Source organism: Gemmatimonadota bacterium (genome assembly GCA_016712265.1).
Taxonomy (GTDB): domain Bacteria; phylum Gemmatimonadota; class Gemmatimonadetes; order Gemmatimonadales; family Gemmatimonadaceae; genus RBC101.
In genome coordinates this window covers 1,543,679-1,555,539 of sequence record JADJRJ010000028.1, presented here as the reverse complement: position 1 = coordinate 1,555,539, position 11,861 = coordinate 1,543,679, and the positions used below count along the sequence as shown (strand labels likewise).

Sequence of the window (11,861 nt, the reverse complement as noted above, 5' to 3'; positions counted from 1 at the left end):
GCGGACGGCCGTTGCGCCCACTTGGGCCAGTGATATCCTTCCCCAAGCTGACATCTACCTGACATCCGTTCTGGCACCCATATGCCTTGGCTCAATTACCACCACCTCCTCTACTTCTGGACGGTCGCTCGCACGGGGAGCGTCACCAAGGCGTGCGTGGAACTCAACCTGACCCAGCCTGCGGTCAGCGCGCAGATCCGTATGCTGGAGCGCTCCCTGGGCGAGAAGTTGTTCATGAAGCGCGGCCGCAACCTGGTGCTGACCGACATCGGCCGCCTCGTCTATCGATATGCCGATGAGATCTTCGTGCTGGGCCGCGAGATGCAGGAAACCCTCGCCGGCAAGATCAGCGGACAGCCCCAGCGGCTGGTGGTTGGGGTCGCCGACCAGGTGCCGAAGACGATCGTCTACAAGTTGTTGGAGCCCACCCTGCACGGACCGGACGCGGTCCGGCTGACGGTGCGGGAAGATGGCCTCGAACGACTCCTCGCCGACCTATCGATGCACAGCGTCGACCTGGTGATCTCGGATGCGCCGATTGGCGGCACGACGCGCATCAAGGCGTTCAATCACGTCCTCGGTGAGACGGACGTCAGCATCTACGGCAGCCCCGCCCTGGTAACCACTTACCGGAAGAACTTCCCGCACTCGCTGCACGGGGCACCGATGCTCATGCCCATGGCGACGTCGCAGCTGTCCCGGTCCTTGCTCTCCTGGTTTGACAGCAACGGCATTCGGCCGATGGTGATCGGGGAAATCGAGGACTCGGCCCTGCTCAAGATGTTTGGGCAGGGCGGTGTGGGACTCTTCCCCGCCCCCACCGCAGTGGAGGACGACCTCGTCAAGCGGTATGCGGTGAAGGCGGTCGGGCGCATCGAGGCGGTACGCGAGCGGTTCTACGCCATCTCCGTGGAGCGCAAGATCACCCACCCGATCGTCCGCGACATCACCTCGCGCGCCGAAGAGGCACTCGGCGACTAGTCTCTCGGCGATCGGCTACCGCCGACGCCCGACGCTCGTGGTCAGGGTGGTCATCAGGGTGTGGTTGCGCTCATACTGGCGGCCGTTCGGTCGCTCGATGAGGTGATCCATGTAGCCGACCTCCAGTCGCAGGCCGCTGCCCAGTCGCCGACCCACGCTGGCCATCAACCGATTCTGGTCAAAGACGTTTTGCTGGATGTTGGCGCCCCAGTTCATGAAGAGCTCGTCCCCAAAGGTGACGAACCACTCGTTGGCGTCCAGCGTGGGGCCCTGAAGCGGCACCGTCGCACGGACGAAGTAGCGCATCCGGTTGGTGCGCACCCAGTTCTGCACCTGCGGCTCCCCACCCTCCAGGGCCATCCGCCCCCCCCAGCGCTGCTCCAGGCGATAGCGGTGTGACCACTGCGTGCGCCCCGTCGCATGCGCCAGCTGCAGCTGCTCAAAGGCGCGATGCTCCGGCGTGCGAAGCGCGATCGGCAGGTCGCCGTACGGATGGGTATCGCTCCCGGCATACCCGATCGCCACGCGCACATTGGGCGTCAGGTTCCGGCGGAGGGAGGCACGCCACAGATACTGCGACACCTCGTCATAGGGCCCGCTGCGGCGCACCTGGATGTCCGAGTCGATGAACCACTTGCTGGACAGCTCGATGTCGTTGAACCATGCCAGCCAGCCATTGACGTTGGTGTACGTCTCCCGCTGGGCAAGGGCCGGAGAACTCAGGAATAGCGAGAGAGCGAGAACGCGAAGTCGCACGGGGGACGTGGTGAGGGGGGCGCGTGGGAGCCTAACCACCGCACCACCCGGATCAAGGCCATCGCGCGGTGCCGCGCCGCTTGCCATTCGAGCGCACAGGCCACAGGCTCCTGCACCCTCGTCAACACGCATCCATGGCACACCTGCTCAATCCCGTTTCCCCACGTCGGCCTCCCTCCCTGACCGATCGGGACGCGAAACCGCCCACCTCCCTCCCGCGCGGTGATGCGCTCAAGGAGGCACTCGCCACGGAGCTTGACAAGCTGACAAAGCTGCAGGCCCTCTTCTACGCCGATGGACGGCGCGCACTCCTGGTCGTGCTTCAGGGCCGCGACGCCGCCGGCAAGGACGGCACGATCCGCATTGTGTTCGGCGCCTGCAACCCGCAGGGATGTCACATCACCGCGTTCAAGGCGCCGACCGCGCAGGAACTCTCCCACGACTTTCTGTGGCGCGTCCACCAGGCCGTGCCGGCCAAGGGCATGATCGGCATCTTCAACCGGTCGCACTATGAAGACGTATTGGTGGTCCGCGTCAAGGGACTCGTCCCTCCCACCGTGTGGAAGAAGCGCTACGACCAGATCAATGCGTTCGAGAAACACCTCGCCGAGAACGGCGTCACGATCCTCAAGTTCTGCCTGCACATGTCGAAGGACGAGCAGCGCGAGCAGTTCCTCGAGCGGCTCACCGACCCAAAGAAGAACTGGAAGTTCCGCGCCGGCGACCTCGACGACCGCGCCTTGTGGAACGACTACACGGCCGCCTACCGGGACGCCCTGCGGAAATGCAGCACCCCATGGGCGCCGTGGTACGTGGTCCCGGGCGACAACGCCACCGCCCGGAACTACATGGTCACCCGCGTGATCAACGAGACGCTGCAGGACATGGACCTCGCGTATCCCCGCGCGCCGAAGGAAGTCCTGGCCCTGGCCGATCGGTTGAGGAAGTAGGCGGCGGCACCAGGAGACCAGTAGTACGAGCGGCACGAGCGGCACGAGCGGCACGAGCGGCACGAGCGGCACGAGCGGCACGAGCGGCACGAGCGGCACGAGCGGCACGAGCGGCACGAGGGTTGCCATCAGTCGTGCTCGGCGCAAGACCTTCGATAGACAAGCGAGCGACAGCAAGTGCCGATCCGGGGCCCTATGTCGTCTGGCATCCCACGCAATCCCACAGATCACCCCAGGCACATGCATCGACCGCTGATCATCGGCGCTATCGCCCTCGCCCTCGGCTCGGCGCTGCCCGCGCAGCAACGCCCCTACGACCTCGTCATCGCCAACGGGCGCGCCATCGATCCGGAAACCGGGCTCGACGCCACGCGATGGGTCGGCGTCCGCGACGGCCGCATCGCGGCCATTTCGGCGATCCCGCTCCGCGGCACGCAGACCCTGGACGCCAAGGGCCACGTCGTCGCGCCCGGGTTCATTGACCTGCATGCCCATGGCCAGCAGATCGCGGCGGCCCGCATGCAGGCCTTTGACGGCGTCACCACCGCGCTTGAACTCGAGGCAGGTACCCTTCCGGTCGGCAAGGCCTACGACGAAGCCGCGCGTCTCGGACGACCCATCAACTACGGCTTTTCGGCGGCGTGGGTCTTTGGCCGCATCGCCGAGAAGGAACACATGGAGCCGGACGGTTCCATCTCGTACTTCCAGGAGGCGCAGAAGAAGACCGGGTGGCAGTTCAGCGTCGCCGATTCGGCCGAGACGGCGCGCATCATCGCCCGCGTAGAGCAGGGGTTGAAGGAAGGGGCACTTGGGATCGGCGTCCTCTCGGGCTACGCCCCGGGCCACGGCCGCAAGGAGTACTTCGCCGTGGGCCGCCTGGCCAAGGCGTACAACGTCCCGACCTTCACGCACGTGCGGTTCCTCAGCGTGATCGAACCGTCGTCGTCGTTTGAGGCGTTCGAGGAGCTGGTCGCGGTCGCCGCCGGCACCGGCGCCCACATGCACATCTCGCACCTCAACAGCAACTCCACCCGCGACATTCCGGCGATTGCCGAGTTGCTCCGTGGCGCGCAAGCGCGTGGCCTGAAGGTCACCACGGAGGCCTACCCATACGCAGCAGGCTCCACGGTCGTGGGGGCCGAGATCTTCCGCGGCAACTGGCGCGAGCGCATGGGCGGGGCCAAGGCGAGCGACCTCGAGTTGGGCGGCAAGCCGTTCAATGACTCCACCCTTGCCGCCGCGCAGGCCAACACCCCGGGGAGCTGGGTGGTAATCCACTTCATGCGCCCCGAGGCCAGCGCGGCGGACCAGGCCTTCCTCGACCAGAGTGTGCTGTTCCCCGGCGGCGCCATTGCGTCGGACGCCATGCCGTGGACGTCGCAGGGGCGCACCATCACGGAAGACGTCTGGCCACTCCCCGCCGACGCCTTCGCGCACCCGCGCAGCGCCGGAACCTTCACCCGGTTCCTCCGCGACTATGTGCGCGAGCGCAAGAAGATCGACCTGCGCGAGGGGCTCCGCCGAGTGTCGCTCACGCCCGCCAAGGTCCTCGAGGAGTCCGTGCCGCAAATGCGGAAGAAGGGACGCCTCCAGGTAGGGATGGATGCGGACCTCGTCGTGTTCGACCTTGCGACGGTGACCGACAAGGCGACCTACACGCAGCCGAACCAGCGCGCGCAGGGGATGCGGCATGTGATCGTCAACGGAACGCCGGTGATCCGGGACGGGGAGCTGGTGCGGGATGCGCTGCCGGGGAAGGCGATCCGGAGGGAGGTCCGGCGATAGGGACAGCTGCGAAACTGCCACAGCAGAGTACGCGGAGCACGGGCAGTCCGCGCAGCACGGGGAGCACGAGGAAGGTCAGGCGAAAGGGAACAGCTGCGAAACTGCCACAGCGGAGCACGCGAAGCACGGGCAGTCCGCGCAGCACGGGGAGCACGATAGAAACCTCGTGCCGCGCGGGCTGCTCGTGCTTCCCGTACTGCGACCTTGCGGCTCGTTACAGCACGGGCGAAGCACGGCAGCACGGGTGGCACGCGAGGGACAGGTGGCTCCAGGGTCCAGAGTCGGGCGGGACCCGCCGACACTTCCAGTGATGCCGACGCGCGTCCTCGCCCCGACCCCGGCCCCCGGATCCCCCGCCTTCACAGGCTGGATGGTCGCGCGCGCGACCTCGATCCTGCTTGGCCTGGCGGCGGTGCTCGCGGCGCAGGTCCCGGTGCGCTTCACCCTCGGCGATCCACGCGAGCACGTGCGACAGATCCAGGGAAACCCCACCCTGATCGAACGGCTCTACTCGCTGGGCATCGAACGCTGGTCGTGGGGTACGTCCTCGGTGACCTTCGATCCTGGCACGGGACAGGTCGTCGGCTGGCATGACCCCGCGCGGGCCCTGCGCACGACCCTGCGCCCGTCGCAACGCGCGCGCGACAGTGTCATCACGTTAGGCATGCCGCTGGGCGACGTGGCGCGGCTCCTCGGGACCCCGTGGGCGATCACGCCGGCGCCGCAGCGCGGGCAGCTCCTCCTCGCGTACGGGCGCAATGCCATCCGCGTGGACCTGGCATCGAAGCGGGTAAACGGGTGGCGACGCGCGGACTCCACCCTGCGGGTCTCGAGTACCGATGATCCCGCCGCCCACGTCGCCCTGGGCGCCTCGCCGCCGGGCACGGCTGCGGTCCGGCGGGACGTGCCCGGGGATGCCGTCCCGGTGACGGTCGCGCTCGACAGCATTCGCGACCGCGACGGTGATGCGCGCCTCGCCCCACGGGAATTCGGGGACGTCTCCTTCCGCATCCACAACCCGGGGCGACAGTGGACGGCACCGCTCCGCGCGCAGTTCCTCCACGCGCCGGAGCTGGCGACCCTCGCGGGAACGCCGGATACCGTCTGGATTGCCCCGCTCGCGCCGGGCGACAGCGCCGACGTCTCAATCGTGGTCTACACGCCCAAGGCAGCCCACGACCCGGAGCTGACCCTGGTGGTCTGGTCGGGCACGACGCCGGCACGACACAGCGTGCGTATCCCTACCACGGCACCTGCGACGACAGTCGCATCGGGCGCCGCGGGACTGGCCGTTGACGTGGCACCAATCACGTCGTCACGCAATCCCGACGCGCTCGCGGTCATCATCGGGATCGACCGCTACCAGCGGATCGCACCCGCTCGGTCCGCGTCGCGCGATGCGGCGCTCATTCGCGGGTATGTCACCCGCACCTTCGGCGTCCCGGACGATCCCGCGCATCTTATCATTCGCACCGACGCCGCCGCGTCCGGTTCGGAGCTGCGTCGGCTGTTCGACGAGCGTGGCTGGCTGTCGCGTCGGGTCACGGACAACACCGACCTGGTGCTCTACTTCGCCGGGCATGGCGCGCCCGGAAGCGGCCTGACGCCGTTCCTCCTGCCGGCCGACGCGGATCCCGCCTATGTCGATGCGACCGGGATCGACCTCCATGCCCTGTTCGCCCGCGTGGCCCGATGGCCCGCGCGCTCCATCACCGTCTTCATTGACGCCTGCTTTTCCGGGCTTGGGCGCTCGGGGCTTCCCCTCGTGGCCGGGGCGCGTGCAGCGGTCGTGTCGATCGAGCACCCCGCCCTCCTCCGCCGCAACATGGCCGTCTTCACGGCCTCTCGCGGGACGCAGTCGGCCGGCGACCTTCCCACGCACCAGCATGGGGCGCTCACCTACTTCCTCGCGCGCGCGTTGCAAGGGCAGGCCGACGACAACGGCGATGGCGCCCTCACCGTGAGTGAGGTCGGCCGATTCACCGAACGCGAAGTCCGCCGGGCGAGTGCGGCCCTCGACCGCGAGCAGGAACCACTAACGATTGCGCGCGACACCGCGCGGGTTCTCGTGCGCCTGGCGCCGCCGCGACGGTGACGCGCACACTTCGCGCCGCACTCCTCATGTGGAGTGTACCGCTCACGGCGCACGCCCAGCGCGAGACGGTCGTGGTCGATCAACGCATTACCCTCACCGACGAGCTCACGCCGGCCGCCGCCAAGCGACGCGCCCTTGAGGAAGCGATGGCCGAGGCCGTCCGTCGCGTGGTCGGCGTCCGCGTGCGGTCCACGGCGATCAGCACCACGACCGAGACCAGCGCCGGCTTCTCCAGCGACTACCGCAGCATCGTGCAGCTGGATGCCGTGGGACGCGCGGTCGACGTCCAGCTGCAGCGCGAGACGTGGGAGACCGTCGACGACGCGGTGCGCTATCGCGGGACCTGGGCGATTACGGTCGAGCGCGAGGTCGGCACTCCCGACCCAGGCTTCACCCTCGACCTCTCCGTCCCCCGGACGTGCTCAACGCCCCCCACGCGGACCCCGCCCGCAATGACGAGCTGGTGGCCACGGTCACCAGCTCCCGCAGCGCCTCGCTGGTCCTGGCGTCCATCGTGGACGATTCAGTCATCGCCCTCCTGCCTAACGCTTACACCGGCACCGTCGTCCTGGCTCCCGCCACGATGACCGACCTCCCCCCACCCGACTGGCGCACGCGCGGGCTCCGGTTCCGGGTGACGCGGCCCGCCGGCGGAGCGCTCCGCGACGAACTTCTGGTCGCGGTCGCCGTGACCGGAGCGGACGTGCCCCCCTTCACCGGTGGGACCCTCCTCGAGTTCCAGCGGTGGCTCGTCGGCATCCCCCTGGACCGTCGCGCCGTCGCTTTCGCCCCCTACACCGTCTCCCCCCGCTAGCCGACGGACTCCAGCCGGTGGTGGCTGCGGCCGATACTCCCGGGGAAGGACCGGAGGCTCCCATGACGCGACACTATTTCCCTGCCCTGCTGGTCGCGCTCGCGATCGGGTGCTCACGCGCCCCGAAGCCGTCGCCCGACCTGCTCCCGCCGGCCAACCGCGAGACGGTGCGCAACCTGCCGGGGTGGTTCCTGCGGCCCCCACGCGACGACAATTACCTCTTTGGTGCGGCGACCGCGGTCTCCCGCGATGTCCAGGTCGCGATCAACAAGGCGCAAGCCGACGCCCGCAGCGCGATCGCCCAGGAAGTCGAGGTCAAGTACGGCGCGCTCAACAAGCGCTTCGTCGAGGAAGTCGGCCGGGAGGGCGCGCAGCTCCTCGACCAGTACACGCAGGTCTACAAGGCCGTGGTCTCCACTTCGCTCTACGGTTCCCGTCCGCGCCAGCAGGAGCTGCGCACCGAGAACTCGCTCTACCGCGCCACGGTCCTGATGGAGCTCCCGGTGGGGGAGATGTCCAAGAAGCTCCTGGAGCAGCTGCGGGCGCAGGAACAGCTCTACACGCGCTTCCGCTCCGGCGAGGCGTTCAAGGAGCTGGACGCCGAGGTGCAGAAGTACGAGGCCTGGAAGCGCCAGCAGCCGCGTTAGGCCCGCATTACATCGCCCGCTTGCCCTTGACGGGGGATGGCTCCATCGGCACCTGGAGCATCACGTCCTTGATCTCGCGCAGCATCGAGCCTTCCAGGGCATCGCCGGCCACCTTCAGGGTCCAGGTCGTCACCGCGTCCACGCTGCGCGCTTCCCCATTCAGGTTGAGCTGCGCCGTGGTCCGGTGCACGAACACCGCCTGGCCGCCGTCGGCCGTCCCGCTCATCACGGCCGGCGGCGACACACTGCCATCCGGCCGCGTCCCGAACGTCGTCAGGGTCGCCAGGAGCGAGTCCCCCCGTGCGCTGACAACGAGTTCGCCAGACCCCATGATCGGCGTCACTCTCCCGTCCTCCATCCGCTGGCCCCGCTGGAATTCGATGGTCCACTTGCCGACCAGGGGATGAGTCGTTTGCGCGCGGAGCCCGGTGGCCGTTAGGACCACGGCGGCAGCTGCCATGAGGAAGAGTCGTCGCTTCATTGGATGGGGGTGCAGGACGGCGGTTGGTCACGAGCAGACCGCACAAGGTTTCCGCGTGCGCTTCGTCCCTCGCAGCCGTCGTTCAACCCGGCCTACTGGCACGCGGCTCCCGTTCCGGTTTCCGTTGAGGGTCCCCAACCCGCCCTCCGTGTTCCGCGCTCTCGCCATCGCCCTGTCCGCCGTGCTCACCTTCGCGCCCTCTGCGAGCTGGGCCCAGTCCGACAGCACACAAGTCGTCGCAGCCCTCACCCGTTTCTTCGACGCCGCCCGAACCAAGGACACGGCGACCGTCCGCGCCGCCTTCGACGACGCCGCCCGCCTCACCCTCCTCCGCCCGGACCCCAACGGCGGGGTGCGGGTCATGGCCCTCAGCGGCCAGCAGTTTGTCCAGGCAGTGGCCGGCGGCAATGGCATCGACGAACCGATCCGGAACGTGAAGGTCTTCATCGACGGCGATCTGGCGTCGGTCTGGGCCGAATACCAGGTGCGGGTCAATGGCGCCGCCTCGCACTGCGGGTATGACGCGTTGCACATGGTCCGGCGACCTGGCGGGTGGAAGATCCTGTCGATCGCCGACTCGTTCCGTCGTGAGGGATGCGGCCCGGCCTGGAAGTGAGGCGCCTCCTCGTTGGGTTGGCGCTGCTCCCGGTCGTGGCGGGGGCCCAGGGGGGCGCGCCATGCCTGGCGGGATTGCACGGCACGTGGCGTGGCACGGGGCGCGTGGCGGGACGCGACGTCGTCATGCAGCAGGAGTGGCGCCCGGCACTCGGCGGATCCTTTTCCGAGTTGACGATGACCCATCGACTCCCGACCGACACCGCTCGCATCGTCTTCGAGGGGCGGGGGTTCTACCGCGCCACGGGGGACACGGTCAGCGGGACGTGGATGGACGCCCGCGGGTACACGATGACGTTGCGCGGAAGCTGCCGCGACCAGACCCTCGCCATGGAATGGTCGGGCGCCGAGCGCGGGGCGACACACTACACACGCCATGCCGCCGGCACGCTCGAGGTCGTTGACCTCGTCGACACGCCTGGGGGCCGCCGCGAGTTCGGGCGCTCACGCCTACAGCGCGTGACTCCGGCGGTCGAACTCGTGGGTCGCGACGTGATCTCCACGCAAGCGCCCGAGTTCGCGACGGCGGTCACCGCCGATGGCCGCGAACTGTTCTTCAATCGGGCCAGCGCCGACCGATCGGTACTGACACTCATGGTCTCGAGGAAGGACGCCTCCGGCCAGTACACGGCGCCGCGCACCCTTCCCTTCTCAGGCACCGCGCGCGACATCGACCCGTTCCTGTCGTTGGACGGCCGGCGGCTCTACTTCTCTTCCGATCGACCGCGCGCGGGACGACCGGTGGCGTCGTTCAGCACCTGGTACGTCGAGCGCACCGCCTCGGGATGGAGCGCGCCAGTGGATCCGGGCGCCCCACTCAACTCGGACTCGGCGGACGTCTTCGTCTCCATGAGCCGCGACGGAGAGTTCGTCTTCAGCTCAACACGCGATGGTGCGCGTCGGATCTACACAACCCGGGAGTCGAACGGCCACTGGGTCGTGCCGCGCCTCCTGCCGATGGTTGACAGCGTGGGAGCGTCGAACCCCATGATCAGCCCAAGCGGCCGCTACCTCGTATACGTCAAGGACGTCCCTGGGCGCGCCGCCGACCTGCTCGTCGCCTGCCGATCGGAACGCGGCTTCGGCGCGGGGGTGCCGTTGTCGATCAATTCCCCGTATGCGGAGTTCGCTCCTGCCTTTTCGCTCGATGAGTCGACGCTGTACTTCACCTCTGAGCGTCCGGGGATCGTGGGGCCCGCTCCTGCGGGGTCAGGCCGCCGGGTGACCTGTATTCAGTGCCCTGGAACGCCGTCAAGCCCACCTGCTGACTCCTGCTTTGACCGGCGGTTCGGGGAGGCACATCTTCCGCGCGTCCTCACTCCCCCGCCATGCCTCTCCTCCACGAGGCCGCCGCGGCGATCAAGCCGCCGCGACAGCTCCGCTGCCAAGGCGTCGGGCAACCTGCGCGCTGCCAGGCGTGACTGATCTACCATCGCCACCGGCGATACCCGGACCGATGGTCGCCAGGAAGCGTCCCGGCGAACGCCGGGACCCAATATCGTTTGACCGCCACCATCACCATGCGCCCTCTCCGCCACGCCTTCCTCACCCTCTGTGCCGGCGCCCCTCTCGTCGCACAACCCGTCCGCACCCTCGGCAAGCCCGACGTGGAGTTTGCTGAGCCCTTCACCCGCGTCTCCGGCATGCGGGAGTTGAAGGATGGCCGGGTCGTGGTCATCGACCCGCGCGACAAGACCATCCAGGTGCTCGACTTCAAGACCGGTACGGCGAAGAGGGTCGGGCGCGAGGGCTCCGGGCCGAGGGAATACGGCTTCCCGATGTCACTCCACGCGCTCCCCGGCGACACGAGCGCGGTCTTTGATCCGTTCAACTCGCGGTTCCTCCTCGTGACCCCAGGGGGTGAACCGGGCGAGTTCATGCGCCTTCCCCAACCGACCACGAGCAGCGGCTCTGGCGGGATGATGACCGTGAGCATGACGCCGCCACGGTACGTGGACAACCGCGGACGCTTCTACATGCTCGGCAGCGGCGTTCGCATGGTCAACGGTGAACCCCAGACGGCCGACTCTCTTCCCATCCTCCGAATCGACCGGGCCTCGCAGAAGACCGACACCCTCGGCTACGTCAAGCAACCGAAGGAGAACGTGCAGACCACCGGGGATGGCAACCGCATGCAAGTGCGCATGGGCGTGTCCAATCCATTCGCGACGCGAGACGAGTGGGTGGTGACCGCGGACGGTCGCGTCGGCATCCTGCGTGCGGCCGAGTATCGGCTGGACTGGGTCGCTCCGACGAGGGCGACCGGTGTCGCGAACGCGTACACGAAGCTCAAGGTGAGCGAGGCCCACAAGCAGCAGTGGCGCGACTCGCAGCGGGGCGCAACGGCACTAATGATCACGAACACGAACGGTCGTACGACCACGCAGGCCGGTCCCGCAGGTGCCGGCGGGATCCGCATCCCGGAGCCCACGGACTGGCCCGAGCTCATGCCGCCGTTCCTTGGCACCGGGCAGTCGGTTCTGGCGGCGCCTAACGGGCAGGTGTGGGTCGCGCGCACCCGCGAAGCGAAGGACGAGGTGCCGACCTACGATGTGCTGGACGCAGCGGGCAGGGTCGCGATGCGTGTGGCCCTGGCGCCGAAGACTCGAGTGGCAGGGTTCGGGAACGGGGTCGTGTACACGATCCGGACGGACGAGGACGACCTGCAGTATCTGCAGCGGCATCGGATGCCCTGAGCAGCGGGCGGGACCCGACACCCTCCCCTTGATCACCCGTC

At 68.3% G+C, this 11,861-nt stretch carries 12 protein-coding genes; 10 read left to right on the top strand and 2 right to left on the bottom strand.

Annotated elements, in window-relative coordinates; translation table 11 throughout:
* Window positions 1-81 precede the first annotated feature (81 nt).
* A complete protein-coding gene (gene nhaR, locus IPK85_13485) occupies window positions 82-981 on the top strand; it encodes a transcriptional activator NhaR (GenBank protein MBK8248400.1) in 900 nt (299 codons plus the stop codon).
* 15 nt (window positions 982-996) lie between these two features.
* Here the strand turns inward: nhaR and IPK85_13480 are convergent, their stop codons facing one another.
* Window positions 997-1,737, bottom strand: coding sequence for a DUF2490 domain-containing protein (locus IPK85_13480; protein ID MBK8248399.1), 741 nt, complete (start codon window positions 1,735-1,737; stop codon window positions 997-999).
* A 134-nt stretch (window positions 1,738-1,871) separates the two neighbouring features.
* Between IPK85_13480 and IPK85_13475 the strand changes: the two genes are divergently transcribed.
* The 6 genes from IPK85_13475 to IPK85_13450 all read left to right on the top strand — a co-directional run bounded on the left by IPK85_13475 (window position 1,872) and on the right by IPK85_13450 (window position 8,028).
* Window positions 1,872-2,687 carry a polyphosphate kinase 2 family protein gene (locus IPK85_13475; protein ID MBK8248398.1) on the top strand — a complete coding sequence of 272 codons (816 nt, stop codon included), beginning with the start codon at window positions 1,872-1,874 and terminating at the stop codon, window positions 2,685-2,687.
* Window positions 2,688-2,927: 240 nt separating this feature from the next.
* On the top strand, window positions 2,928-4,472 hold the full coding sequence (locus IPK85_13470) for an amidohydrolase family protein (GenBank protein ID MBK8248397.1): 1,545 nt from the start codon (window positions 2,928-2,930) through the stop codon (window positions 4,470-4,472).
* Between the two features lie 310 nt (window positions 4,473-4,782).
* Window positions 4,783-6,567: a caspase family protein gene (locus IPK85_13465; protein MBK8248396.1), complete on the top strand. Its 1,785-nt coding sequence runs from the start codon at window positions 4,783-4,785 to the stop codon at window positions 6,565-6,567.
* A complete protein-coding gene (locus tag IPK85_13460) occupies window positions 6,564-7,154 on the top strand; it encodes a hypothetical protein (GenBank protein ID MBK8248395.1) in 591 nt (196 codons plus the stop codon). Before IPK85_13465 ends, IPK85_13460 begins: the two co-directional genes overlap by 4 nt.
* The gene (locus IPK85_13455) at window positions 7,151-7,381 is read left to right on the top strand and encodes a hypothetical protein (protein MBK8248394.1); all 231 of its coding nucleotides are present in this window, start codon (window positions 7,151-7,153) and stop codon (window positions 7,379-7,381) included. The genes IPK85_13460 and IPK85_13455 overlap by 4 nt, the downstream gene beginning before the upstream one ends.
* 62 nt (window positions 7,382-7,443) lie before the next feature.
* Window positions 7,444-8,028 carry an LPP20 family lipoprotein gene (locus tag IPK85_13450; protein ID MBK8248393.1) on the top strand — a complete coding sequence of 195 codons (585 nt, stop codon included), beginning with the start codon at window positions 7,444-7,446 and terminating at the stop codon, window positions 8,026-8,028.
* 7 nt (window positions 8,029-8,035) lie between these two features.
* Here the strand turns inward: IPK85_13450 and IPK85_13445 are convergent, their stop codons facing one another.
* Window positions 8,036-8,509, bottom strand: a complete 474-nt coding sequence (locus IPK85_13445) for a hypothetical protein (protein MBK8248392.1) — start codon at window positions 8,507-8,509, stop codon at window positions 8,036-8,038.
* A 148-nt stretch (window positions 8,510-8,657) separates the two neighbouring features.
* On the opposite strand from IPK85_13445, the gene IPK85_13440 reads away from it, so the two are divergent.
* The 3 genes from IPK85_13440 to IPK85_13430 all read left to right on the top strand — a co-directional run bounded on the left by IPK85_13440 (window position 8,658) and on the right by IPK85_13430 (window position 11,820).
* Window positions 8,658-9,125 carry a nuclear transport factor 2 family protein gene (locus IPK85_13440; GenBank protein MBK8248391.1) on the top strand — a complete coding sequence of 156 codons (468 nt, stop codon included), beginning with the start codon at window positions 8,658-8,660 and terminating at the stop codon, window positions 9,123-9,125.
* The gene (locus IPK85_13435; GenBank protein ID MBK8248390.1) at window positions 9,122-10,549 is read left to right on the top strand and encodes a PD40 domain-containing protein; all 1,428 of its coding nucleotides are present in this window, start codon (window positions 9,122-9,124) and stop codon (window positions 10,547-10,549) included. Before IPK85_13440 ends, IPK85_13435 begins: the two co-directional genes overlap by 4 nt.
* Window positions 10,550-10,644: 95 nt before the next feature.
* Window positions 10,645-11,820 carry a hypothetical protein gene (locus tag IPK85_13430; GenBank protein MBK8248389.1) on the top strand — a complete coding sequence of 392 codons (1,176 nt, stop codon included), beginning with the start codon at window positions 10,645-10,647 and terminating at the stop codon, window positions 11,818-11,820.
* Window positions 11,821-11,861: the final 41 nt, after the last annotated feature.

Bases quoted from the DNA above. Each gene is read 5' to 3' on its own strand.
- nhaR (MBK8248400.1), top strand. From the start codon at position 82: ATGCCTTGGCTCAATTACCACCACCTCCTCTACTTCTGGACGGTCGCT.
- IPK85_13475 (MBK8248398.1), top strand. From the start codon at position 1,872: ATGGCACACCTGCTCAATCCCGTTTCCCCACGTCGGCCTCCCTCCCTG.
- IPK85_13470 (MBK8248397.1), top strand. From the start codon at position 2,928: ATGCATCGACCGCTGATCATCGGCGCTATCGCCCTCGCCCTCGGCTCG.
- IPK85_13465 (MBK8248396.1), top strand. From the start codon at position 4,783: ATGCCGACGCGCGTCCTCGCCCCGACCCCGGCCCCCGGATCCCCCGCC.
- IPK85_13455 (MBK8248394.1), top strand. From the start codon at position 7,151: ATGACCGACCTCCCCCCACCCGACTGGCGCACGCGCGGGCTCCGGTTC.
- IPK85_13450 (MBK8248393.1), top strand. From the start codon at position 7,444: ATGACGCGACACTATTTCCCTGCCCTGCTGGTCGCGCTCGCGATCGGG.
- IPK85_13445 (MBK8248392.1), bottom strand. From the start codon at position 8,509: ATGAAGCGACGACTCTTCCTCATGGCAGCTGCCGCCGTGGTCCTAACG.
- IPK85_13430 (MBK8248389.1), top strand. From the start codon at position 10,645: ATGCGCCCTCTCCGCCACGCCTTCCTCACCCTCTGTGCCGGCGCCCCT.